This is a genomic window from Halomonas sp. HL-93, assembly GCF_900086985.1.
In the GTDB taxonomy this organism is placed as follows: domain Bacteria; phylum Pseudomonadota; class Gammaproteobacteria; order Pseudomonadales; family Halomonadaceae; genus Vreelandella.
In genome coordinates, this window is the sequence record NZ_LT593974.1 from 3593395 (window position 1) to 3618158 (window position 24764).

The 24764-nt window shown below is 55.2% G+C and carries 20 protein-coding genes, 2 tRNA genes and 3 rRNA genes; 14 read left to right on the forward strand and 11 right to left on the reverse strand.

Annotation, left to right across the window (positions count from 1 at the left end):
- Window positions 1-81 precede the first annotated feature (81 nt).
- The 3 genes from GA0071314_RS16585 to fba all read left to right on the forward strand — a co-directional run bounded on the left by GA0071314_RS16585 (window position 82) and on the right by fba (window position 3492).
- On the forward strand, window positions 82-1122 hold the full coding sequence (locus GA0071314_RS16585; protein ID WP_074397661.1) for a type I glyceraldehyde-3-phosphate dehydrogenase: 1041 nt from the start codon (window positions 82-84) through the stop codon (window positions 1120-1122).
- Window positions 1123-1178: 56 nt separating this feature from the next.
- Window positions 1179-2348: a phosphoglycerate kinase gene (locus GA0071314_RS16590; protein WP_074397662.1), complete on the forward strand. Its 1170-nt coding sequence runs from the start codon at window positions 1179-1181 to the stop codon at window positions 2346-2348.
- Between the two features lie 79 nt (window positions 2349-2427).
- The gene (fba, locus tag GA0071314_RS16595) at window positions 2428-3492 is read left to right on the forward strand and encodes a class II fructose-bisphosphate aldolase (protein WP_074397663.1); all 1065 of its coding nucleotides are present in this window, start codon (window positions 2428-2430) and stop codon (window positions 3490-3492) included.
- 72 nt (window positions 3493-3564) lie between these two features.
- Here fba and GA0071314_RS16600 read toward each other — a convergent pair whose 3' ends face one another.
- Window positions 3565-3882 (reverse strand): hypothetical protein, encoded by a 318-nt coding sequence (locus GA0071314_RS16600; protein WP_074397664.1) that lies wholly within the window; start codon window positions 3880-3882, stop codon window positions 3565-3567.
- Between the two features lie 258 nt (window positions 3883-4140).
- Between GA0071314_RS16600 and GA0071314_RS16605 the strand changes: the two genes are divergently transcribed.
- The 3 genes from GA0071314_RS16605 to GA0071314_RS16615 are packed head-to-tail and all read left to right on the forward strand — an operon-like array spanning window position 4141 to window position 6180.
- Entirely contained in the window at window positions 4141-4839 is a 699-nt protein-coding gene (locus tag GA0071314_RS16605; RefSeq protein ID WP_074397665.1) for an HAD-IA family hydrolase, read from the forward strand.
- Between the two features lie 4 nt (window positions 4840-4843).
- A complete protein-coding gene (locus GA0071314_RS16610; protein WP_074397666.1) occupies window positions 4844-5218 on the forward strand; it encodes a translation initiation factor Sui1 in 375 nt (124 codons plus the stop codon).
- Window positions 5219-5271: 53 nt separating this feature from the next.
- The gene (locus GA0071314_RS16615) at window positions 5272-6180 is read left to right on the forward strand and encodes a nuclease-related domain-containing protein (RefSeq protein ID WP_074397667.1); all 909 of its coding nucleotides are present in this window, start codon (window positions 5272-5274) and stop codon (window positions 6178-6180) included.
- A 6-nt stretch (window positions 6181-6186) separates the two neighbouring features.
- Here GA0071314_RS16615 and GA0071314_RS16620 read toward each other — a convergent pair whose 3' ends face one another.
- The 7 genes from GA0071314_RS16620 to tyrS all read right to left on the reverse strand — a co-directional run bounded on the left by GA0071314_RS16620 (window position 6187) and on the right by tyrS (window position 14820).
- Complete coding sequence (locus GA0071314_RS16620) at window positions 6187-7518, reverse strand: deoxyguanosinetriphosphate triphosphohydrolase (RefSeq protein ID WP_074397668.1); 1332 nt, start codon at window positions 7516-7518, stop codon at window positions 6187-6189.
- Between the two features lie 136 nt (window positions 7519-7654).
- A 5S ribosomal RNA gene (gene rrf, locus GA0071314_RS16625) occupies window positions 7655-7770 on the reverse strand.
- Between the two features lie 131 nt (window positions 7771-7901).
- Window positions 7902-10988, reverse strand: a 23S ribosomal RNA gene (locus GA0071314_RS16630).
- A 270-nt stretch (window positions 10989-11258) separates the two neighbouring features.
- A tRNA-Ala gene (locus GA0071314_RS16640) sits at window positions 11259-11334 on the reverse strand.
- 105 nt (window positions 11335-11439) lie between these two features.
- Window positions 11440-11516 (reverse strand) — tRNA-Ile (locus GA0071314_RS16645).
- A gap of 117 nt (window positions 11517-11633) precedes the next feature.
- A 16S ribosomal RNA gene (locus GA0071314_RS16650) occupies window positions 11634-13166 on the reverse strand.
- Together the 16S, 23S and 5S rRNA genes with 2 tRNA genes alongside form the textbook arrangement of a ribosomal RNA operon.
- Before the next feature lie 454 nt (window positions 13167-13620).
- On the reverse strand, window positions 13621-14820 hold the full coding sequence (gene tyrS, locus GA0071314_RS16655) for a tyrosine--tRNA ligase (RefSeq protein ID WP_074397669.1): 1200 nt from the start codon (window positions 14818-14820) through the stop codon (window positions 13621-13623).
- Between the two features lie 114 nt (window positions 14821-14934).
- Here tyrS and GA0071314_RS16660 point away from each other — a divergent pair, with 114 nt between their 5' ends.
- On the forward strand, window positions 14935-16077 hold the full coding sequence (locus GA0071314_RS16660; protein WP_074397670.1) for an anhydro-N-acetylmuramic acid kinase: 1143 nt from the start codon (window positions 14935-14937) through the stop codon (window positions 16075-16077).
- A 24-nt stretch (window positions 16078-16101) separates the two neighbouring features.
- On the opposite strand, the gene GA0071314_RS16665 is transcribed toward GA0071314_RS16660, so the two are convergent.
- Window positions 16102-17145, reverse strand: a complete 1044-nt coding sequence (locus GA0071314_RS16665) for a type IV pilus twitching motility protein PilT (RefSeq protein ID WP_074397671.1) — start codon at window positions 17143-17145, stop codon at window positions 16102-16104.
- 33 nt (window positions 17146-17178) lie between these two features.
- Here GA0071314_RS16665 and GA0071314_RS16670 point away from each other — a divergent pair, with 33 nt between their 5' ends.
- The 5 genes from GA0071314_RS16670 (at window position 17179) to metW (ending at window position 21279) form a co-directional block, all read left to right on the forward strand.
- Window positions 17179-17883 (forward strand): YggS family pyridoxal phosphate-dependent enzyme, encoded by a 705-nt coding sequence (locus GA0071314_RS16670; RefSeq protein ID WP_074397672.1) that lies wholly within the window; start codon window positions 17179-17181, stop codon window positions 17881-17883.
- 89 nt (window positions 17884-17972) lie between these two features.
- A complete protein-coding gene (gene proC, locus GA0071314_RS16675; protein WP_074397673.1) occupies window positions 17973-18797 on the forward strand; it encodes a pyrroline-5-carboxylate reductase in 825 nt (274 codons plus the stop codon).
- A 29-nt stretch (window positions 18798-18826) separates the two neighbouring features.
- On the forward strand, window positions 18827-19420 hold the full coding sequence (locus GA0071314_RS16680) for a YggT family protein (protein WP_074397674.1): 594 nt from the start codon (window positions 18827-18829) through the stop codon (window positions 19418-19420).
- A 69-nt stretch (window positions 19421-19489) separates the two neighbouring features.
- Window positions 19490-20686: a homoserine O-succinyltransferase MetX gene (metX, locus tag GA0071314_RS16685; RefSeq protein ID WP_074397675.1), complete on the forward strand. Its 1197-nt coding sequence runs from the start codon at window positions 19490-19492 to the stop codon at window positions 20684-20686.
- Window positions 20686-21279, forward strand: a complete 594-nt coding sequence (metW, locus tag GA0071314_RS16690; RefSeq protein ID WP_074398575.1) for a methionine biosynthesis protein MetW — start codon at window positions 20686-20688, stop codon at window positions 21277-21279. Before metX ends, metW begins: the two co-directional genes overlap by 1 nt.
- On the opposite strand, the gene sfsA is transcribed toward metW, so the two are convergent.
- Together sfsA and GA0071314_RS16700 are read right to left on the reverse strand one after the other, a co-directional pair.
- Entirely contained in the window at window positions 21226-22005 is a 780-nt protein-coding gene (gene sfsA, locus GA0071314_RS16695) for a DNA/RNA nuclease SfsA (RefSeq protein ID WP_074397676.1), read from the reverse strand. The two genes, metW and sfsA, sit on opposite strands and share 54 nt — an antisense overlap.
- Entirely contained in the window at window positions 22002-23162 is a 1161-nt protein-coding gene (locus GA0071314_RS16700; RefSeq protein WP_074397677.1) for an aminotransferase class I/II-fold pyridoxal phosphate-dependent enzyme, read from the reverse strand. Before GA0071314_RS16700 ends, sfsA begins: the two co-directional genes overlap by 4 nt.
- 186 nt (window positions 23163-23348) lie before the next feature.
- Here GA0071314_RS16700 and dksA point away from each other — a divergent pair, with 186 nt between their 5' ends.
- Window positions 23349-23786 (forward strand): RNA polymerase-binding protein DksA, encoded by a 438-nt coding sequence (gene dksA / locus GA0071314_RS16705; protein ID WP_074397678.1) that lies wholly within the window; start codon window positions 23349-23351, stop codon window positions 23784-23786.
- Between the two features lie 78 nt (window positions 23787-23864).
- Window positions 23865-24764 carry a tRNA glutamyl-Q(34) synthetase GluQRS gene (gene gluQRS, locus GA0071314_RS16710; protein ID WP_074397679.1) on the forward strand — a complete coding sequence of 300 codons (900 nt, stop codon included), beginning with the start codon at window positions 23865-23867 and terminating at the stop codon, window positions 24762-24764.

The following is a 24764-nucleotide window of genomic DNA, read 5'->3' on the forward strand; positions in this document are numbered from 1 at the left end:
GTCAGCTGAAATACGCTATCATCGCGCCTACTTTCGCGCCCACTGTGGCCCCTGCTTCACTTTTAAGAGCCGCTTCGCAACATGGCTAACTCCACCAGGTATCGCATCGCTATTAATGGGTACGGGCGCATTGGCCAATGCGTACTGCGGGCACTTGTTGAACGCGACCACCCAGAGATTGAGGTCGTGGCGATTAACGAGCTTTCTGATCTGGCGACCATTACTTACCTCACCCGCTACGACACCACCCACGGCCGTTTCCCAGGTGCAGTAGATAACGACGGGGAAGCATTGCTCGTTAATGGTCAGCGCATTCAAGTCCTCTGCGAACAGGCCCCTGAGGCGCTTCCCTGGGCAGCGCTGGATATTGATTTGGTGCTGGAGTGCTCTGGCAGCTTTAAAGGCCGTGCCACCGCCGAGCAGCATTTAGCGGCTGGCGCCAAACGGCTGCTATTTTCTCAGCCAGCTGAAAATGATGTAGATGCCACCATTGTGTGGGGAATCAATGACGATGAGCTAACGCTCTCACATCGTATTCTTTCGGCCGCGTCATGTACCACTAACTGCTTGGTGCCACTGCTGACCGTATTGGATAAAGCACTGGGACTCGAGCACGGCGTGACGACGACCATCCACTCTGCCATGAATGACCAGCCGGTGATCGACGCTTATCATCAAACCGACCTGCGCCTGACGCGCTCGGCAATGCAATCTATTGTGCCAGTAGATACTGGCTTAGCATTGGGCATAAGCCGCTTAATGCCAGCCTTGGCGGGGCGTTTTGAATGTCTCCACGTGCGCGTGCCCACGATTAACGTATCCGCGATGGATGCTGCCCTAACCGTGCGCCAAGATACCGATGCCGAGCAGGTGAATGCGTTGTTGCGAGACGCCAGTCAACAGCGTTTGGCCGGCGTATTAGGCTATACCGAAGCACCCATGGCCTCGATTGATTTTAATCACGACCCACGCTCTGGCATCCTAGACGCCACACAAACACGGGTGGCGGGCAAACGCCTAGTCAAATTGCTGTGCTGGTTTGATAACGAGTGGGGATTTGCCAATCGCATGCTAGATATCACTCAGCGACTGGCGACTTTAACGGCCCATAACGCCCACTAGCCAATACTGTATCGCACCACGATTTTTCATTCGCTTGAACATGAGGAACCGCTCACATGAACGTGCAAAAAATGACCGATCTGCCTCTTGAAGGGCAGCGAGTACTGATTCGCGAAGACCTCAACGTGCCGATTAAAAATGGGCATGTGTCCAGCGATGCACGTTTGCGGGCAGCACTCCCCACCATTCGAGCAGCCGCTAAGGCTGGCGCAAAAGTGTTGTTAATGAGCCACCTGGGACGCCCAACGGAAGGCGAGCCCGCCGACGAATTTTCACTGGCTCCGGTTGCCGCGCACTTGAGCGAGCTGTTAGGCCACCCCGTCAAGCTGGTGACCAACTATCTTGAGAACGCACCTACGATGGCAAACGGCGATGTTGTACTGCTTGAAAACGTGCGCTTCAACACCGGGGAGAAGAAAGACGACGAACAGCTCGCTAAGCAGTACGCCGCCCTGTGTGATATTTTCGTGATGGATGCTTTCGGTACTGCACACCGCGCCCAAGCGTCTACCCATGGCGTCGCGCGTTTTGCACCGAAAGCCTGTGCGGGCCCGCTGCTTGCCCAGGAACTGGACGCGTTGGAAAAGGCGCTAGCCCATCCTGCGCGCCCCATGGCGGCGATTGTCGGTGGCTCGAAAGTCTCGACCAAGTTGGACGTACTGACCGCCCTCTCCGAAAAATGCGACCAGTTGATTGTCGGCGGTGGGATCGCCAACACCTTTATTGCCGCCGCAGGCTATAATGTTGGCAAATCGCTCCATGAAGCGGATTTAATCGGCCAAGCGAAAGCTCTGATGGAAAAAGTCGCCATTCCCCTGCCCACCGATGTCGTGGTAGCCACTGAGTTTTCAGAATCCGCCGATGCGGTGGTCAAACCGGTGGACCAGGTGGAAGACAACGAAATGATCTTGGATATCGGCCCGGATACCGCAGCGCATTTAGCCAGCCTGTTGAAAGATGCAGGCACGATTCTTTGGAATGGCCCGGTCGGCGTTTTTGAAATTGACCAGTTTGGCAAAGGTACCGAGGTGATTGCCCACGCCATTGCCAACAGCAGCGCTTTCTCCATTGCCGGCGGCGGTGATACGTTGGCGGCGATTGATAAATACGCCATTGCTGATCGTGTTTCGTACATATCAACCGGCGGAGGTGCCTTTCTAGAATACGTAGAAGGCAAGCAACTGCCTGCTGTTACCGCACTCGAAGCGGCCGCCCAACGCAGTTAATTGTTAGCGTTTTGAACAGACGCTCACTGCACTCATTTACACTGACAATTCAGTCTTAACCACATAGATAGGTGATCCCATGGCTTTGATCAGCATGCGCCAAATGCTCGACCACGCGGCCGAATACGGCTACGGCATACCGGCTTTCAATGTTAATAACCTTGAGCAAATGCGCGCCATTATGGAAGCCGCTGATGCCACCGACTCGCCAGTCATCGTGCAAGCCTCCGCTGGCGCACGCAAATATGCCGGTGCGCCCTTTCTGCGCCACTTGATTCTGGCTGCTGTTGAAGAGTTTCCGCATATCCCTGTGGTCATGCACCAAGATCACGGTACCAGCCCGGCCGTGTGCCAGCGCTCCATCCAACTCGGCTTCTCCTCGGTGATGATGGACGGCTCTCTTGGAGAAGATGGCAAAACGCCGGCGGATTATGCCTACAACGTTGATGTTACCCGTCGCGCGGTGGAAATGGCCCACGCCTGTGGCGTTTCTGTTGAAGGCGAGCTCGGTTGCCTCGGCAGCCTGGAAACGGGCATGGCCGGTGAGGAAGACGGCATCGGTGCGGAGGGCAAACTTGGCATGGAGCAACTGCTTACCGACCCTGAAGAAGCGGCTGAGTTTGTCAAAGCCACCCACGTGGATGCGCTCGCCATCGCCATTGGCACCAGCCACGGGGCGTATAAATTCAGCAAGCCGCCCACTGGCGATACACTTTCAATCCAACGGATTAAAGAAATTCACGCACGCATCCCCGACACTCATTTGGTGATGCATGGCTCCTCTTCCGTGCCCCAGGAATGGCTGGATGTCATTAACCAATACGGCGGACAGATTCCCGAAACCTACGGGGTACCTGTCGAAGAGATCGTGGAAGGTATTAAGCATGGCGTTCGCAAGGTCAATGTTGATACTGACTTGCGCTTAGCCTCTACAGGGGCAGTACGCCGCTTTTTGGCTGAGAATCCGTCTGAATTCGACCCACGTAAATTCCTCAAAGAGACGGTATCTGCCATGCGTGATTTGTGTATTGCGCGTTATGAGGCCTTTGGCACGGCAGGTAATGCCAGCAAGATCAAACCGATCAGCCTAGAAGCCATGTTCCAGCGCTACGAACGTGGCGAGCTTGCGCCTAAAGTGAAATAAACCTCAAACAAATATCGATATTAGATATATAAATCGCAAAAAAGACGGCCACTCGGCCGTCTTTTTTATTGCTTAATCTTCATCATCGGTACTTTTTTCGCTTTCGCCTTCTTCAATTGCATCTTCTGCACTGCCTGTACCACCCGTACCACCCTCAGTGTCTTCCTCCTCCTCTTCTTCCTCTTGCTTTTCCTCACCATTGCTGTCGGATTCAGAGGTGTCGCTGCTGCGGTTTTCCTCATCCCGCTTCACTGAACCTGCTTTAATACCATACTCTTCCTCAAGCGCTTCATCGTCGAGAGGCTCGTGCTCATCAGCACTTGCCACTCCTGCGGCTGACAGCAGCGCCATAGCAAATACGAATGGCATGATCCAAGGGGTTAATCGCATCGTCAGGGTCTCCTTATTATGGTAGTTACAGCTTAGCACGTCATCGCAAATCTAATTGAAGAGGCAATCAACGAAGCTCAATCAACGGCCCAAACCGTCATAGGGGTTATGTGTTTTGATCAATCTGAAGCTGCCCAACGTAGCAGGCAAGCAAAAAATTACAGAACACTGTTCACAAAAGCGCTACAATCTCTTTCAATAGCCTGATGATTTGTTCGTTCTGTTATTGCAGTTGCTAAGTCACTGCTAGGAAATTCCATGCCGCTCCCTCTGTTATTATTTGATTGCGATGGCACTTTGGTCGATAGCGAACCCCTACTTGCCGAAGAAATGTCGACGGGACTTAATAGCGTAGGGCTACCCTTCGTGCCATCTGATTATTTGGGTGAATTTCGGGGCTCACGCTTTCGCAATATCGTGGCTCAGCTACAGGCGCGCCATGGCGACGTCAGCAACGAGCAATTGAACAGCATGGAAACCACCATGCGCGCTAACCTTGCTAAGCGATTAGCACAGGAACTCACTACCATTCCCGGTGCCAAAGAAGCCCTTCAGCAACTATCCGCTTACCCCAGTGCTGTGGTGTCCAACGGTCCTGAAGAGAAAATTCGTACCGCACTTAAGGCAACGGGGCTCGACAGCTATTTCGCAGAGCGACTTTTTAGTGGCTATACCGCTCATTGTTGGAAACCGGAGCCCTGTTTGCACCTCCATGCTGCGAGTATCATGGGATATAGTGCTGCCCACTGTATTGCTATCGATGATGCGCTGGTAGGCGTACGCGCTGCCCTTGAAGCGGGAATGAAGGTGATTCATTTAAATCGTTTTCCAGATGCGGAGACCACGCCGGAGAACGCCATTATGATTAGCAATATGTTCCAGCTACCTGCCGTAATCAGGCAGTTAAGCCAGGAAGTGAGTCCGGCGGCCGAGCCTTATTACTCTGAAGGGAAATAATGCGATGTCTTCATTACGCGACCAGCTTGGTGGACTGGTATATTCCACCGAAAAGGGCAATACCTGCCCAGCTTGCCGTGAACCTTTGGAATTTTGCCGCTGTGACGCCGATAGTGAACAAGCGCGTATTGCCGCGCTGGACGGCGTCGTCCGTATTCGACGTGAAACCAGTGGTCGTAAAGGGAAAGGTGTAACCACGGTCAGCGGCATTCCCCTGGCAACAGCGGACCTTAAAACTCTCGCCAAAGATCTAAAAAAACGCTGCGGCACAGGTGGCGCAGTTAAAGACGGCATCATTGAAATTCAAGGTGATCACCGTGATAGCCTAAAACAGGAATTAACCGCACGCGGCTATCAAGTCAAATTGGCTGGTGGCTAATCCATACGTCTCAGGACCGTTATTGTGCAGTCACGCCGCACTAGGGCATTGAAATGATCTGGCTAGAATATTTGCTCCCGCTGATTTTTCTCTTTCCCATGGCGGCAATGGGCGGCATCGTTCTAGCACTACGTAGCCTTCACGATGCCCGCGTTCAATCCCCCTTCGATACGCCGCTGCGCGAGCCAGGACGGGCATTGCGCCATCGACTGGATCAAGCATTCTCAAGCTTATTTCTGAATGGCGCATTAGGCCCATTGATTAGCCTCGCTCCACTCGTCTATGGCATGGGACGAATGCTGTTTGTTGATAAGCAAGACTGGGTTGAATGGGCTCTATATGGTTTGCTTAGCACGCTGTTAGTATTAGCTTTTTCGCTACTGTTGGTGCGTGACTACCAACGCATTCGGCGATTGAAGCTGGGCTTAGCCTGCGAGCTCGCCGTTGGCCAAGAGCTTGAACGGCTTATCCGTCCCGATGCCCATCCTTATTATGTGTTTCACGACGTGCCAACGGATAGTTTTACAATTGACCATGTAGTAGTCACACCTCATGGTGTTTTCGTGGTCGAAACTCGTGCACGCACCGTTCCCATCAGCAGTGATGGACGTGAACTTAATACCGTTGCAGTCGAACGTGAGCGGCTTCGCTTCCCCTATTGGCAAGAGCGCCGTCCACTGCATAAAACGCGGCAAGGGGTTAATTGGCTTAGTCAATGGCTAGAACAGCGCTGTGGAGTCCCGGTGCCTGTTCAAGGTGTGTTGGTGTTACCTGGCTGGGATATCAACAACGATGAAGCAGCGCCTGACATCCTGGTAGCGAGGGGGGATGTATTGTCGAAGCAGCTAACCGAACTGACACCTGGCAAGCTCAGCGACCCCATTCACGATAAAATCATCAACACTTTGTTAGAACGCGCCAAGCTCATGGAATTAAAGCACCTTCGTCAGCCGTCTGTTTAACAATGCCTAATCGCCTCGCAAACGTCCCCCCATTTCTTGGGCGAGATCAACGGCGTAATGGTCAGTCATACCGCCGATAAAGTCGAGCATGCGACGGTAGCTCTCGTAAAGCGGCCAAGAGGCCAGCGGTGTATTCTCACCGATGAGGGCAAGTACCCGCTGATGTTTGAAAGAGCTATGGCCAGTATGATGCAGCTCATGCGCCGCGCCAATAAAAGCTTCAAGCAAAATACCTAACGTCGTATAAGCTCCGATTTCCAGCTTGGCTTTACGTTCATTTTGAAAAATCCGCTCGCGGGCTAACTGTTTTGCGGCTCTCACTCCCCAGCCTAAATCCGGGTGGCATAGCTCGAGTAAATCATCGCTGAGCGTTCCATTTAGCAGTGCCTCTTCATGCTGCACAAACACTGCCCCTACATCGTTGACCGCACGCTCCATCGCCGCGCCGCGCAACAATGCAATTCGACGACGCTGTGACACGTTACGGGCTTGCATATCAGCGTACTCAGGCGGAAATTCACCGGCGATCTGGCGTAGCACCTCAACCACTTCTTCATAGCGAAGAATCCCCATCTCCAAACCATCTTCCAGGTCCAGCAATGCGTAACAAATATCATCTGCTGCTTCGACGAGCCAAGCTAACGGATGACGACACCAGCGCTGCTCGCCCTGGGGTAGCAGGCCCACTGCTTCAGCTACCTCTTTCAACAGCACCTGTTCGGACTGATAAGCCCCAAACTTACCTGCCCGACCGCTATAGCGTACTGTCCAGGGGTATTTTAGCAGCGTGCCCAGCGTGGCCGCAGAGAGCCTCATACCACCATTGAATTGGTTATATTCAATTTGGGTAATCACTCGAAAGCCCTGAGCATTACCTTCGTAGGTCAGTAGATCTTCACGTTCAGCGTCGGATAGACCATCTAATAGCCCGCTTCCTTGTGCTCGATGGAACCAGTCACGAATGGCGTACTCACCGGCATGTCCAAAAGGCGGGTTACCGATATCATGCCCCAAGCATGCCGTTTGAACGATCACCCCTAGGTCAGCCGGTGTGATCCACTGTGGCAATCGGTCACGCAATAACTCGCCTACAATCATGCCTAACGAGCGCCCCACACAGCCGACTTCCAGCGAGTGGGTTAATCGCGTATGAATATGGTCGTTTTCGGTCAGCGGGTGTACTTGAGTCTTGCGACCGAGACGTCTGAAAGAGCCTGAAAAAACGATGCGATCGTGATCTTTGTGAAAAGGGCTACGCCCTATCTCGCGAGTGCTTGACGAGCGTTGATCGTGGAGACGTTTAGGGGAAAGTAACTGTTCCCAGCGCATATGAGTCATGACGTTCCTCCTTGAGAGCCGCATTTTGACACAAAAGTCAGCCAGATAGACAAACAAAACTCCGCCGAGCTGGGCTTAAAACAAAGCATAAAAAAATCCCCCAAGGCATTAGCCCTGGGGGATTTTTGGTATAGGTGCCTGACAATGACCTACTCTCGCATGGGGAGACCCCACACTACCATCGGCGCGAAGCGGTTTCACTGCTGAGTTCGGCATGGGATCAGGTGGTTCACGCTTGCTATGGTCGTCAGGCGTAACTTTAAATGTCTATCATGCTGTGTCTTGTGGCGTCTCTCTTACCAAGCCCTGTGTCTTAAACACTTGGCTCAGTGTGCGTATCCGGTTTTCTCGTTATCATCACGACCAGACCCCTTGGGTGTTATAGGGTCAAGCCTCACGGGCCATTAGTACACGTTAGCTCAACACCTTGCAGCGCTTCCACACCGTGCCTATCAACCAGCTGGTCTCGCTGGGCCCTTCAGGAGGCTCTAGGCCTCAGGGATGTCTCATCTTGAAGGGGGCTTCCCGCTTAGATGCTTTCAGCGGTTATCCCGTCCGCACATAGCTACCCGGCAATGCCACTGGCGTGACAACCGGAACACCAGAGGTGCGTCCACTCCGGTCCTCTCGTACTAGGAGCAGCCCTTCTCAAACATCCAACGCCCACGGCAGATAGGGACCGAACTGTCTCACGACGTTCTAAACCCAGCTCGCGTACCACTTTAAATGGCGAACAGCCATACCCTTGGGACCGACTTCAGCCCCAGGATGTGATGAGCCGACATCGAGGTGCCAAACACCGCCGTCGATGTGAACTCTTGGGCGGTATCAGCCTGTTATCCCCGGAGTACCTTTTATCCGTTGAGCGATGGCCCTTCCATACAGAACCACCGGATCACTAGAACCTGCTTTCGCACCTGCTCGACGTGTCTGTCTCGCAGTCAAGCACCCTTATGCTCTTGCACTCATTGCACGATGTCCGACCGTGCTGAGGGTACCTTCGTGCTCCTCCGTTACGCTTTGGGAGGAGACCGCCCCAGTCAAACTACCCACCACACACTGTCCTCGATCCGGATAACGGACCTGAGTGAGAACGCCAATGATGCCAGGCTGGTATTTCAAGGTTGGCTCCCTTCGAACTGGCGTCCAAAGTTCAAAGCCTCCCAGCTATCCTACACAGGCAACATCAGCGTCCAGTGTGAAGCTATAGTAAAGGTTCACGGGGTCTTTCCGTCTAGCCGCGGGTACACCGCATCTTCACGGCGATTTCAATTTCACTGAGTCTCGGGTGGAGACAGCGTGGCCATCATTACGCCATTCGTGCAGGTCGGAACTTACCCGACAAGGAATTTCGCTACCTTAGGACCGTTATAGTTACGGCCGCCGTTTACCGGGGCTTCAATCAAGAGCTTCGGACGAATCCTAACACCATCATTTAACCTTCCGGCACCGGGCAGGCGTCACACCCTATACGTCCGCTTGCGCGTTAGCAGAGTGCTGTGTTTTTAATAAACAGTTGCAGCCACCTGGTATCTTCGACCGGTTCTCGCTTAAGCCGCGAGGGCTCTCACAATACGCCGGCGTGCCTTCTCCCGAAGTTACGGCACCATTTTGCCTAGTTCCTTCACCCGAGTTCTCTCAAGCGCCTTGGGATTCTCACCCTGACCACCTGTGTCGGTTTGGGGTACGGTCGCACATGATCTGAAGCTTAGAGGCTTTTCCTGGAAGCGTGGCATCGATGACTTCAACACCGTGGTGTCTTCGTCTCGTCTCTCGGCCTTAAGGGTCCGGATTTACCTAAACCCTCAGCCTACGGACTTTCACCAGGACTACCAACGCCTGGCTCATCTAGCCTTCTTCGTCCCCCCATCGCAACCATGTCCGGTACGGGAATATTGACCCGTTTCCCATCGACTACGCCTTTCGGCCTCGCCTTAGGGGCCGACTCACTCTGCTCCGATTAGCGTCGAACAGAAACCCTTGGTCTTCCGGCGAGGGAGTTTTTCACTCCCTTTATCGTTACTCATGTCAGCATTCGCACTCGTGATACCTCCAGCGAACTTCTCAATTCACCTTCATTGGCTTACACGACGCTCCTCTACCGCGTGCCTGCATCCTTAAGCCTACTCTACTCATCCCCACCGAACTCGACGTTCGGGGAGCGCTTGAACGTCGCTTCGCGACGTTAAGCGAATAGTCTTAAGTGATGCAGGCACACCCGTAGCTTCGGTACCTGGTTTAGCCCCGTTACATCTTCCGCGCAGGCCGACTCGACTAGTGAGCTATTACGCTTTCTTTAAAGGATGGCTGCTTCTAAGCCAACCTCCTAGCTGTCTGAGCCTTCCCACATCGTTTCCCACTTAACCAGGATTTCGGGACCTTAGCTGACGGTCTGGGTTGTTTCCCTTTTCACAACGGACGTTAGCACCCGCTGTGTGTCTCCCACGCTCGCACTCACCGGTATTCGGAGTTTGCCTCGGGTTGGTAAGTCGGGATGACCCCCTAGCCGAAACAGTGCTCTACCCCCGGCGGTGATACGTGAGGCGCTACCTAAATAGCTTTCGAGGAGAACCAGCTATCTCCGAGCTTGATTAGCCTTTCACTCCGATCCACAAGTCATCCAAATCTTTTTCAACAGATCCTGGTTCGGGCCTCCAATTGATGTTACTCAATCTTCACCCTGCTCATGGATAGATCGCTCGGTTTCGGGTCTATATCCAGCGACTGTGTCGCCCAGTTAAGACTCGGTTTCCCTACGGCTCCCCTATACGGTTAACCTCGCCACTGAATATAAGTCGCTGACCCATTATACAAAAGGTACGCAGTCACCCCATCACTAAGCCACCTCTGCTTGTTTGGGTGGGTTGAACGTTGCAAGCAACGTTAACCGTCAAGCGGGGGCTGATGGTGTTCCACATCACGAAGAAGCTTAGTGATGGGGCTCCTACTGCTTGTACGCACACGGTTTCAGGATCTATTTCACTCCCCTCTCCGGGGTTCTTTTCGCCTTTCCCTCACGGTACTGGTTCACTATCGGTCAGCCAGGAGTATTTAGCCTTGGAGGATGGTCCCCCCGTCTTCAGTCAAGGTTTCTCGTGCCCCGACCTACTCGATTTCACATGATCAGACTTTCGACTACGGGGCTATCACCCGCTACGGCCGCGCTTCCCAACGCATTCGCCTAATCAGTCACATGCTTAAGGGCTGGTCCCCGTTCGCTCGCCGCTACTGGGGGAATCTCGGTTGATTTCTTTTCCTCAGGGTACTTAGATGTTTCAGTTCCCCTGGTTCGCCTCCTGGCCCTATAGATTCAGGACAGGATACCGATCTTGTGATCGGTGGGTTTCCCCATTCAGAGATGCCCGGGTCACAGGTTGTTTGCCACCTCGCCGAGCCTTATCGCAGGCTTCCACGTCTTTCATCGCCTCTGGCTGCCTAGGCATCCACCGTGTGCGCTTCATTGCTTGACCCTATAACCCGAAGGAGTCTGGTATCTCGCAATGATAACGATTGCCGGATACGCTTGAGACGTATCACAAAACAATTACGTAGGAACGTGTTCAAAACACGTTCCTGTCAGCATGATATACATTGTTAAAGAGCGGTTAGAGCTAGAAGCCCTAAGCTGGAAGCTTGAAGAGAAAACTTTCTCCCAAGCACCTAGCTTAAAACTTCGTCAAGACGGTTTTGATGTCGTTCAAGTTGGGCTTTTTCTTCAAGCTTCTAACGTCAAGCTTGAGTGGTGGAGCCAAGCGGGATCGAACCGCTGACCTCCTGCGTGCAAGGCAGGCGCTCTCCCAGCTGAGCTATGGCCCCATTAACACACAATTTTTCCGGGAAATTTTATTCAGAACAAGGCATTTTATGGCGACGCATAGCCTCCTATGTGAGTCATAAAATAACGCAGTGCTGGATAAAATTTGGTGGGTCTGGGCAGACTTGAACTGCCGACCTCACCCTTATCAGGGGTGCGCTCTAACCAACTGAGCTACAGACCCGGCTATTCAGCCATTACAGATATTGGGAACCTGTAGCAGCTAAATTAACTACCGTTTGCTCTATCACTTGATCAGGTAATTCATTGTGAGCGCTTACCGCGAGCATGATGCATCGTTTAAGGAGGTGATCCAGCCGCAGGTTCCCCTACGGCTACCTTGTTACGACTTCACCCCAGTCATGAACCACACCGTGGTGATCGCCCTCCAAAGTTAGGCTAACCACTTCTGGTGCAGTCCACTCCCATGGTGTGACGGGCGGTGTGTACAAGGCCCGGGAACGTATTCACCGTGACATTCTGATTCACGATTACTAGCGATTCCGACTTCACGGAGTCGAGTTGCAGACTCCGATCCGGACTGAGACCGGCTTTAAGGGATTCGCTGACTCTCGCGAGCTCGCCGCCCTCTGTACCGGCCATTGTAGCACGTGTGTAGCCCTACCCGTAAGGGCCATGATGACTTGACGTCGTCCCCACCTTCCTCCGGTTTGTCACCGGCAGTCTCCTTAGAGTTCCCGGCATTACCCGCTGGCAAATAAGGACAAGGGTTGCGCTCGTTACGGGACTTAACCCAACATTTCACAACACGAGCTGACGACAGCCATGCAGCACCTGTCTCTGCGCTCCCGAAGGCACCAAGGTATCTCTACCAAGTTCGCAGGATGTCAAGGGTAGGTAAGGTTCTTCGCGTTGCATCGAATTAAACCACATGCTCCACCGCTTGTGCGGGCCCCCGTCAATTCATTTGAGTTTTAACCTTGCGGCCGTACTCCCCAGGCGGTCGACTTATCGCGTTAACTTCGCCACAAAGTGCGCTAGGCACCCAACGGCTGGTCGACATCGTTTACGGCGTGGACTACCAGGGTATCTAATCCTGTTTGCTACCCACGCTTTCGCACCTCAGTGTCAGTGTCAGTCCAGAAGGCCGCCTTCGCCACTGGTATTCCTCCCGATCTCTACGCATTTCACCGCTACACCGGGAATTCTACCTTCCTCTCCTGCACTCTAGCCTGATAGTTCCGGATGCCGTTCCCAGGTTGAGCCCGGGGCTTTCACAACCGGCTTATCAAGCCACCTACGCGCGCTTTACGCCCAGTAATTCCGATTAACGCTTGCACCCTCCGTATTACCGCGGCTGCTGGCACGGAGTTAGCCGGTGCTTCTTCTGCGAGTGATGTCTTTCCTGGCGGGTATTAACCACCAGGCGTTCTTCCTCGCTGAAAGTGCTTTACAACCCGAGGGCCTTCTTCACACACGCGGCATGGCTGGATCAGGGTTGCCCCCATTGTCCAATATTCCCCACTGCTGCCTCCCGTAGGAGTTCGGGCCGTGTCTCAGTCCCGATGTGGCTGATCATCCTCTCAGACCAGCTACGGATCGTCGCCTTGGTGAGCCGTTACCTCACCAACCAGCTAATCCGGCATAGGCTCATCCGATAGCGGGAGCCAAAGCCCCCTTTCTCCCGTAGGACGTATGCGGTATTAGCCTGGGTTTCCCCAGGTTATCCCCCACTACCGGGTAGATTCCTATGCATTACTCACCCGTCCGCCGCTCGTCAGCATCCAGCAAGCTGGACCTGTTACCGCTCGACTTGCATGTGTTAGGCCTGCCGCCAGCGTTCAATCTGAGCCATGATCAAACTCTTCAGTTTAAGATCTATGCGGTTCTTACTCACTACCCCGAAGGGCAGCAAAAGCGAACCAAACTTGGCTCAAGGGTCAAACGAATTCATTCAATATCGGCTTCGAAAAGCCGTAGTGCTTGAGTCGCTTGCCTTGATATTTGGTGATTTATCACCCTCATCGGCAAGCGCCCACATGAATTACCTGATCAAATTATTAAAGAGCGTTTCGCTTTACAAAACCGGCCCACCGGTGAACGGTTTGGCCTCAGCGAGGAAGACGTATTCTACGCACTTCCGGGTGGTTGTCAATGACTAATTGGCGCGAGGTGATGCAAACCCACTGTCACCATCAGCACCCTAACTCACTGACAAACCGAGGGTTTTTAACCCCTCCCACCGCCAGCAACGCTTGGCGTCCCCGGCAGCGGATGCGTACTTTACGGTGTCACCGCCGGGCTGGCAAGAGGTAGGGCGAAAAAAATTAGCGCAGTGTCACACGGGCATAACGTTTCTTGCCTGCCTGGATAACGTAAGCCTTACCGGTGGGGAGCATGGTGTCTTGGGCCACCACCTCGCCATCCACTTTGACGCTGCCATTTTTCAGCATGTCTTTGGCCTGAGCACTGTTCTTGGTTAACCCCGAACGGTTTAGCACCGCGGCAATCGGCGCATCGGCACTGCCTTCAAAATCAACCTCGACCTCGGGCAGGTCGTCGGGCAGCTCACCATCCGCCAACTGGTTGCCGGCGGATTTATGCGCGTTGGCCGCCGCTTCGTCGCCGTGATAGCGAGCAATCAGCTCGCGCGCCAGCTCCATTTTTACATCGCGCGGATTGGCTCCCTGCTCAACGCTCTGCTTAAGCGCCTCAATCTCTTCGTTGGATTTCAACGACAGCAGCTCGAAGTAACGCCATATCAAGCTGTCCGGCATGGATACCAGCTTGTTGAACATGGCGCCGGGGCTTTCATCGACGCCGACATAGTTGCCAAGCGACTTGGACATCTTCTGCACGCCGTCCAACCCTTCAAGCAGGGGCATGGTGATCACCACCTGCGGCTCCTGGCCGAAATGCTTCTGGATCTCACGGCCCATCAGCAGGTTGAACTTTTGGTCGGTGCCACCCAGCTCGACATCCGCGTCTAACGCGACGGAGTCATACCCCTGAACGAGCGGGTAGAGAAATTCGTGGATGGCAATCGACTGATTGGCCTTGTAGCGTTTTTCAAAGTCGTCCCGCTCAAGCATTCGCGCGACGGTACTCTGCGCTGCCAGCTCGATCATCTTGGCCGCGGAGAGTTCGCCAAACCACTCGGCATTGAAGCGCACTTCCGTTTTTTCAGGGTCGAGGATTTTAAACACCTGCTCCCTGTAGGTATCGGCATTAGCTTTAACATCGGCCTCGGTGAGCGGTTTGCGGGTCACGTTTTTACCGGTGGGGTCGCCGATGCGGCCGGTGAAATCACCAATCAGGAAAATAACGGTGTGACCCAGATCCTGAAACTGGCGCATTTTGGTCAGCAAAACGCTATGCCCTAAGTGAAGATCAGGGGCGGTGGGATCAAAACCCGCTTTGATACGCAGCTTGCGTCCGGAAGCCAACTTTTGGCGCAGCTCGCCCTCAACCAAAATTTCATGCGTTCCGCGCGATAACAACGCTAGCGCCTGATCCACCTCACTCATTGCTTTTCTCCACGTAAGCATCGCCTTGCGGGCGTTGTAATGATAAATACTGGGCGATGTTATCATGCCCGCTCGCCTTGGTTGAGCCTTCGTCTTATTTTGGATACCTCTGCAATGACAACTTCAACGACTGACACGCCTGTTTACTACATCGGCTTGATGTCGGGGACCAGTCTGGACGGGATTGACGCAGCACTGGTGGCTATTGCCCCCAACACCTCGCCAACGCTGGTGGGCAGCCACGCAACTGCCATGCCGCAGGCGCTCCACGATGAACTATTGCATTTATGCCACGCTGAGTGGGTCAGCTTTGCCGCCTTGGCCAGGGCGGAGGCGGCGTTTTGCCTGTTACAGGCGGACGCTATTAAGGCCTTATTACGTCAGCAGGGGATATCAATCGACCAGGTGGCCGCCATTGGCAGCCATGGACAGACCATTGAGCACGCACCGGACGGCCATGCTGGCGGACCGGCTTACACCCTGCAGCTCGACAACCCGAGCCTGCTCGCCGAACTGACCGGCGCCACCGTGGTCGGCGACTTCCGCCGCCGAGACCTGGCGGCTGGCGGTCAGGCGGCTCCACTAGCACCGGCGTTCCATCAGGCACTTTTCGGGCGCCGGGAAGGCGAACAGCTCATCTTGAACCTGGGCGGTTTTGCCAACCTGACTTGGTTACCCAGCGATCCTGACGCCCCGGTAACCGGCTTTGATACAGGGCCTGCAAATGTGTTGCTAGATGCGTGGTTTTCAAAGCATCAGCGGGGGCGTTTTGACCAAGATGGGGCTTGGGCCGCCAGCGGAAACATTGACTCCTTGCTACTGGAACGCCTACTGGAGGCCCCTTTCTTTCAACAGCCTCCGCCGCGCAGTACGGGCCGTGAGCTGTTTAACCTGCCGTGGCTGGAAAGCTACTTAACTGGTAACGAGACACCCCGTGATGTCCAGGCAACGCTTGCCGAGCTTACCGCGGTTACCGTCGCCCAGGGGGTTAAGCAACTCCCCCTCTCCCACCAGGACGTTACGTTAATCACTTGCGGGGGAGGTGCGCATAACGCCTATCTGATGGCTAGGCTCGCCGATCACTTGCCCCACGCAGTGCTTGAGTCCCCGTCCGCTTACGGCTGGCCAGAGGATTGGATCGAAGCCGGAGCGTTTGCATGGCTAGCCCATCAGCGTCTGCACAACCTCCCCGGCAACCTGCCTTCGGTCACAGGCGCTAGCGGGATACGCGTGTTAGGCGGCATTTACGCCCGCTAGTTAAATGGGCCACAACCGCTTGGGCTATTCGTCTTTTAGCGCGAGCGTTCCTTTAGCCCTTGCCTGAGCGTCGTCCATACTCACCACGCCGTCTTTCACCAGCTGGGCAAGCGATGCATCCAGCGTTTGCATCCCCAAGCTGCCTCCGGTTTGAATCGCGGAGTAGATCTGCGCGACTTTATCTTCGCGGATCAAGTTACGCACTGCCGATGTAGCGAGCAGAATTTCGTGGGCCGCAACGCGGCCACCTTCCTGTCGTTTTAGCAGTGTTTGGGACACAACCGCCTGCAGCGACTCTGAGAGCATTGAACGCACCATCGCTTTCTCTTCGCCAGGGAAGACGTCGATAATTCGGTCAATGGTTTTGGCTGCGGAAGTCGTGTGCAACGTGCCCAGCACTAAATGGCCGGTTTCAGCCGCTGTTAACGCCAAGCGTATGGTTTCCAAGTCGCGCAACTCACCGACCAAAATCACATCGGGATCTTCGCGTAATGCGCTGCGCAAGGCGTCGGCAAAGCTATGCGTGTCGCGATGGACCTCCCGCTGATTAATCAGGCAGCGCTTACTGGTATGCACAAACTCAACAGGGTCTTCAATGGTTAAAATATGCTCAAAACGATGATCGTTGATGTAATCGATCATCGCGGCAAGCGTCGTGCTTTTGCCCGAGCCGGTTGGCCCCGTTACCAGCACTAGGCCGCGCGGCAGCATCGAAAGACGTTCGAACACCTCGCCAAGGCCAAGCGCCTGCATCGATAGCACCTGATTAGGAATGGTGCGGAACACGGCTCCAGCTCCCCGCGCTTGGTTAAAGGCGTTAACACGAAAACGCGCCGCACCTGGGACCTCAACAGAGAAATCGACTTCAAGATGTTCTTCGTAGTCGCGGCGCTGACGATCGTTCATGATGTGGTAAATCAATCGACGCACGTCGCTGTTATCCATGGCGGGCACATTAAGCCGATGAATATCGCCATCAACCCGTATCATGGGCGGCAGTCCTGCGGACAAATGCAGGTCAGAGGCATTCTGCTTTGCCGAGAATGCCAGCAGTTCGGTAATATCCATCTCTCTTCCCCAGCTGCGGTAAGGTGCTTGAGTATGACAGATAACACGCTTTCAGCGTCACTTGCCCACGCGCGTGAACGCCTAGAACGTGCCCTCATTGACGCCAAGCGCCCGAGTAATGATGCCTCGCTGCTGGCCGTGAGCAAGACCAAACCGGCCGCGATGATTCGTCAAGCCTGGGCACTCGGCCAACGCGAATTTGGTGAAAACTATCTGCAAGAGGCGTTGGACAAACAGGCAGAGCTGGCCGATTTAGACGATATTGTGTGGCATTTCATTGGCCCACTTCAGTCGAATAAAACCCGTGCCGTTGCCGAGCATTTCGGCTGGCTGCACACCGTTGACCGCCTGAAAATCGCCAAACGACTCAGCGAACAGCGGCCAAGCCATCTACCTCCGCTCAACGTTTGCTTACAGGTTAACATCAGTCGTGAGCCCTCTAAGTCAGGCGTTATGCCAGAAGACGTAGTCACTCTTGCCGAGGAGGTTGCAACACTGCCACATCTTCAGTTGCGCGGCTTGATGGCAATTCCCGCCCCCGTAGAAGGGTTAGCGGCGCAACGTAAACCCTTGGCCGCGCTGCGTGAGCTACTGGTAGCAGTGCAAAAAGCCCTTCCCGATGCGCCACTGGATACGCTTTCCATGGGTATGAGCGACGATTTGGAAGCGGCGGTGCTGGAAGGTGCCACGCTGGTACGTTTAGGCACAGCTATCTTTGGCGTGCGTGATAAAGCCTGACCATACAGTCAGACTAATGGCAACGCATCGTCACTACACAATGCAATGACTCGGCTCAGCGCAGCCCTTTTCCAACAGAGGATCCCCACATGGCGAACAACATCACCTTCATTGGCGCGGGTAATATGGCAAGCGCCATTATTGGCGGCCTGATCAACAGCGGCGTCAATTCTGGCAACATTACCGCTACCGCGCCGCAAGAAAGCGAACTTTCCGCGTTGCGAGCGCGTTTAAACATCCAAACGCAGACAGATAATAACGCCGCGGTTAGTCAAGCGGATGTTGTGGTACTGGCGGTTAAGCCACAGATTATGCGCAACGTATGCGAAGCGCTTAGCGACAGTATTCAGCAGCAACAACCCCTGGTGATTTCTATTGCCGCAGGTCTAGACGCTGCCACTATTGACCAATGGCTCGGCGGTAATAATGCGATGGTTCGCTGCATGCCCAATACACCATCTTTGGTAGGCCGCGGTGCCAGCGGCCTGTATGCTAATGCGCGAGTTAGCGATACTCAGCGCAAGGTCGCGACTCAGCTAATGGAAGCAGTGGGTATCGTCGAGTGGGTCGAGGAAGAGGGTTTGCTGGACGCGGTGACGGCAGTATCTGGCAGCGCACCCGCCTATTTTTTCCTCATGCTGGAAGCCATGGAAGACGCCGCCGTCAAACTTGGCCTTCCCGCCGATACCGCACGCCGCCTGGCGATTCAAACCGCGCTAGGTGCCGCCACCATGGCGCAGCAAAGCGATAAGGACCCAGCGACACTAAAACAGAATGTCATGTCGCCCGGCGGGACTACCGAACGGGCGATTCAACACATGGAAGATGCCCAGCTTAGGACGACAATCGCCGATGCGATGCAGGCCTGCGCCGAGCGCGCCCAAGCAATGTCCAAGGAACTGAGCGGTCACTAATCAATGCGGATTTTATAGGAGAAACAGCAATGGGTAACGAATTGGGCAGCGCCGGGTTAATGCTTGTTAACTCGCTGATTAACATTTATTTGTTTTTACTCATGCTGCGGTTTTTATTGCAGGCCTCGCGGGCCGATTATTACAACCCGCTGAGCCAGTCGGTGGTCAAGATCACCCAGCCGGTCGTAGGTCTCTTCCAGGGCTTTTTGGGGCCTGTCGCCGGTCGCTTTGACCTCGCGACCCTGGCCGCAGGGTTCGTCCTCAAAGTCGCTAGCATCATCGCCATTTTTATGGTCGTCGGCGTAGGCATGCCGCCCGTTGTTGGGCTATTAATTGCGGGTGTCGCGGCGCTGGCCAACGCCATCTTAAAGATTTACTTCTTCGCCATGATCGTGATGATCATCTTGAGCTGGGTCGCGCCCAATGCAAGTCATCCTGGCGCACTACTCATCATGCAGTTGGTTGAGCCCATCATGGCGCCGGTTCGTAAGGTAATACCGCCGCTGGGTATGATTGATTTATCACCCATTGTGGTATTTATCGCCATCAATTTGATTGATGGCTTGCTAGTCGGCTCACTGATTCGCGCGGCTGGCATTTCCGGCGCGCTTGTTGGACTTTAGCCTCGGCAGATAACAATCTGATTTCATACGTTTTACTCAGCAGAACCATTTGTAGGACATACGCTTTCGATGCCCGATTCAGACACGCTTGCTTTTGCTGACCGGCCGGCGGACTCCGTTGGCCTTGTCACTCCCCACGTTGCCAAGTTCGACACGCCGCTGTCGCTCGCTTGCGGCAAAACGCTGCCCGAGTATGAGCTGATTTATGAGACCTATGGCACCCTTAATGCCGAACGTAGCAATGCGGTCTTGATTTGCCATGCCCTCTCCGGCCATCACCATGCTGCTGGTTACCACAGCGAGGGTGATCGCAAACCCGGCTGGTGGGATGCACATATTGGCCCAGGCAAACCCATCGACACTAACCGCTTTTTTGTTGTGTCGCTGAACAACTTGGGCGGCTGTCACGGCAGCACCGGCCCGGTGAGCCATAACCCTGAAACGGGTAGGCAGTGGGGGCCCGACTTCCCCATGGTCACCGTAAGTGACTGGGTGGTAAGTCAGGCTCGCCTGGCCGACCGCTTGGGGATCGAGCGCTGGGCCGCCGCCATAGGGGGTAGTCTTGGCGGCATGCAGGTGCTGCAATGGACGATGACCTACCCTGAACGGGTTGCCAATGCCGTCGTCATCGCCGCAACACCCCGCCTTTCGGCACAAAATATTGCCTTTAACGAAGTGGCCCGCCAGGCGATTCGCTCTGACCCTGAGTTTTTTGGCGGCTGGTACGCCGAGCACGACACGGTGCCTAAACGCGGCCTGAAACTGGCGCGTATGGTTGGCCACATTACTTATCTTTCCGAAGACGCCATGGGCAGTAAATTTGGCCGTGATCTGCGTAGCAATGACCTGAATTTCGGCTTCGATGTCGAGTTCCAGGTAGAGTCCTACCTGCGCTATCAGGGCGACACCTTTTCCACCGCCTTTGATGCCAATACTTACCTATTGATGACCAAGGCGCTGGATTACTTCGACCCGGCGGCCACACAGGGGGGTGATCTCGCCAACGCCCTCTCCCCGGCGCAATGTCCCTTCTTGATTGTCAGCTTCACCACCGACTGGCGCTTCCCGCCGCCACGCTCCCGTGAACTGGTAGACGCGCTGACGCGAGCAGGCAAATCGGTCAGCTACGCCAACATTGACTCGCCGCACGGCCACGACGCCTTCCTGCTCCCCGAGGCTCGCTACGACGCGGTGTTTGGCGCCTTCATGAACCGCGCGGCCCGCGATCTCAAGCTGGCCCCGATAGCCGCCGAGGAGACCCCATGATGCGTGCTGATCTGGAGCTGATTTACGACTGGGTGCCCGAAGGGGCGCACATACTGGACCTCGCCTGCGGCGATGGCGTTCTGCTTGAGACGCTGGCCAAAGATAAAGGCGTGACCGGCTACGGGCTGGAAATCGATCCCGACGGCATTACCGGCTGCGTTGCCCGTGGCGTCAATGTGATTGAGCACAACCTCGACGATGGCTTAGGCAGTTTCTGCGATAACAGCTACGATCAGGTGATCATGACTCAAGCCCTGCAGGCGCTGCGCCGTCCGGACAAAATGCTTGATGAAATGCTGCGCGTCGCGGAAGAAGGCATTATTACCTTTCCGAATTTTGCCTACTGGCGCCACCGTATTCATCTTGGCCTGCGCGGCTACATGCCGGTATCCAAGTCGCTGCCCCACGCCTGGTACGACACGCCCAATATCCATCTTTCGACCTTCAACGACTTTGAACACCTATGCCGTGAAAAAGGCCTGATAATTGTTGACCGCGCCGTGGGTGTTGGCGATCACCGCGGGCACTGGACGTCACGCCTATGGCCCAACCTTTTCGGTGAAATCGCCATTTTCCGCGTGCGCCGCCGCTAGCCGCACTGACAAGGGCCTCGTCAGGCGTACCGCCGCAGGCCCTGCTGGTGACCACTGCACGTCAATCCCGTAGGCCAACACCTCAACCCCCGCCTGAACAGCCTCGTGCAGTGTAGCCGCATAGATTGGGTCGATATGCGTAGCGGGGGCCACGTCAGCGATGCCCTCATGCGCCACGCAAAACAATAGCACGGCCCGTTCGCCCTGCTCGGCTAACGCCTGCAGTGAACGTAAATGCTTGGCACCCCGGACGCTGACCGAATCGGGAAAGTAGCCGTGGCCGTCAGTCTCTTTCAGCGTGACCTGCTTCACTTCGATGTAGACGGCACCGCGCTCGGGGTCGTCCAGGCGAAAATCGAGCCGGGCGTCGGCCACTTTCACCTCACGCTTAAGCGCCTGATAGCCTGCCAGCGGCGCAATATCACCTGCGCCAATGGCCGCCTCAACAATGCGATTCGCCCGTCCTGTATGCACGGATGCCAGCGCAATAGTGCCATCCGGCTGCGGCAGTTCAATCCACTCCCAAGTCCACGCCAGCTTGCGCTGAGGGTTATCGCTCGGCGAAAGCCATACGCGACAGCCGGGCACATTGACCGCCTTCATTGAGCCGGTATTCGGGCAGTGGGCGACAACTTCCTGCCCGCTGTCCAGGCGCACATCGGCCAGAAAGCGCTTGTAGCGGCGAAGCAGCGTGCCCGGCACCAACCCGTCATAAGCGAGACTCATAGACGGCTCACGAAGCGGGTGATGCGGACCACGGCTTCTTCCAACCGTTCAACGTCGTTGGTGAAAGCGATACGCACATGGTGCTCGCCGCCCTTTACGGCAAAATCGATACCTGGGGTAATCGCCACGTTTTCCTCACCCAGTAGCCGTTCGCAAAAAACCTGACTGTCGCGGCTATAGCGGGAAATATCCAGCCACAGATAAAACGCGCCCTGGGGTGGGAGGTCTGGCACAAGCCCCAGCTCGGCAAGGCCGTCCAGCAACACTTGGCGGCGCTGTTTTAACGTCGCCCGACGCGTTTCAAGAATATCGCGGCACTCGGGGGTAAACGCAGCCAGAGCGGCGTGCTGAGACGGCGTCGATGCGGCCAAAAATACATTTTGCGCCAGCCGAGTCAGCGGCTCCACCGCGTGCTCCGGGGCTACCAGCCAGCCCAAGCGCCAGCCGGTCATGCCAAAGTACTTGGAGAAACTATTGACCACAAAGGCATCGTTGGAAAGCGAGGTCGCCGACAGCGGCGCATCGTCGTAATTCAGCCCCTGATAAATTTCATCCACCAGCACCTCACCACCCTGCGCTGCCACGGTGCTCAAAACACCGCTCAACGCGTCACCGTCAAGCGTATGCCCGGTGGGATTGGAGGGTGATGCCAGCATGGCCAGCCGTGTGTTTGCTTGCCAGTGCTGATCAATCAGCGAGGCGTTTAACTGCCAGCCACTTTGGCGGCTCACGGGGATGGCATCCACCTCAGCACCGGCCAGGGCCATAAAATGTCGATTACACGGGTAGTTGGGGTCGGCCATTATCACGCGATCGCCCGCTTCGATCAGTAACTGGCTGGCCAGCAACAGTGCACCCGAGGCCCCAGGCGTGACTAAAATACGTGCAGGATCTACCGAGGCATTGAAGTGCTCAGCGTAGTGGCCCGCAATTGCTTCACGCAGCGCTGGCAAGCCAGCAGCGGGCGTGTAGCGTGTTTTGCCTGTCGCCAATGCCTGCTGCCCCGCTGCCACTATCGGCGCGGGTGTAGCGAAATCAGGCTCACCCACTTCCAGATGAATCACATCGTGGCCTTCGGCTTCGCGAGCCTGGGCCATTTCCAGCAGATGCATCACACGGAAGGGCGCGACACGATTCACTCGCGAATTCCAAGCCATATCGGTTCTTTTCCCAAGCGGTAGTAAAAACATGATCTTGGTCGCACAAAAGGCAAAACCAAGCAAGAATCCACACTATTATGCTTGCAACGCGGCTATTTTTCAGCTAAACAAGCATCCCTTTGGCGTGAGATCGTAATACACGCTCACGGTTGATCAGCAGTCACATACGTAAGGGGCACTCCCATGCCAGTAGCGGAAAAAAAACCGGAAGCGTCCAAGCCCTTCACCCCATATGAGCCGGCAGCGGGTGAAGAATATATGAACGATCAACAGCTGGCGCACTTTCGTCAGTTGCTGTTGGATTGGAAACAAGACCTCATGGAAGAGGTGGACCGTACCGTACGCCACCTGCAGGAAGATGCTAACAACTACGCTGACCCCGCCGACCGGGCGACCCAGGAAGAAGGCTTTAGCCTTGAACTGCGCACCCGGGACCGCGAGCGTAAACTGCTTAAGAAAATTAACGAAACCATCGAAAAAATCGACGAAGACGATTATGGCTTCTGCGAAGCCTGCGGCGTTGAGATCGGTATCCGCCGTCTTGAAGCCCGCCCGACTGCCACGCTATGCGTCGACTGCAAAACGCTGGCCGAGCTCAAGGAAAAGCAACTCGGCGGCTAAAGTAGCGATAACCGAGCTGTACGTTATTGCGGAATGCGGGCACCCTAAGGTGCCCGTTTTGGTTTCTGGAAAGCTTAAATGACGCAACCGACTTGCTACCGTGGGCGTTTTGCCCCCACCCCCTCTGGCCCGCTGCATTTTGGCTCGTTGGTGGCGGCGCTGGGCAGTTATCTCGACGCACGCGCGGTGGGCGGCGAATGGCTGGTGCGAATTGAAGACATTGACCCGCCACGTTGCCCACCAGGCGCTGACAGTATGATATTGCGCCAGCTGGAAGCATTTGGGCTCCAATGGGACGGAGCCGTTCGCTGGCAGCATGGACGTCATGACGCTTATCAACAGGCGCTTGACGCTCTAGCCCACCAAGGGTTGGCCTATCCATGCAGCTGTTCGCGCAAACAGTGGCAAGCATTCTCGGTATATCCAGGCTGGTGCCGCCAGGGCCTAAGTGACGCCACCCAACCGGTTGCTTGGCGGCTGCGCAGCGATTTGGCCCAACGCCCGGTCGAATGGCATGATCGCCTGTTTGGCTTTCAGCAATTCGACCCTGAAACGCTGGGCGACGTAATACTCAAACGCAAGGATTCACTTTGGGCTTACCAACTGGCAGTGGTGGTGGATGATGCTGAGCAAGGCATTACCGATATCGTCAGGGGCTTTGATTTGCTCGACAACACCCCCTGGCAGCGCCAGCTACAAATCGCACTAGCGCTACCCGAGCCGCGTTATCTACATTTGCCATTAGTCGTGACCCCTGAGGGTCAAAAGCTTTCCAAACAAAATCTTGCGCCAGCACTCGCTGACGATGAGCGCGGCATCCGCCACCAGTTGTTTCAGGCCCTGCTGGCTCTCGACCAAGCGCTTCCCAGCGAACTTTCTCGTGAGCCAGTGACCACGCAATTACACTGGGCAGTGACCCATTGGTCGGTGGCGCGTCTGTCACCGTCAGCGCACCGCGAATTGCCTCAGGAGGTATGA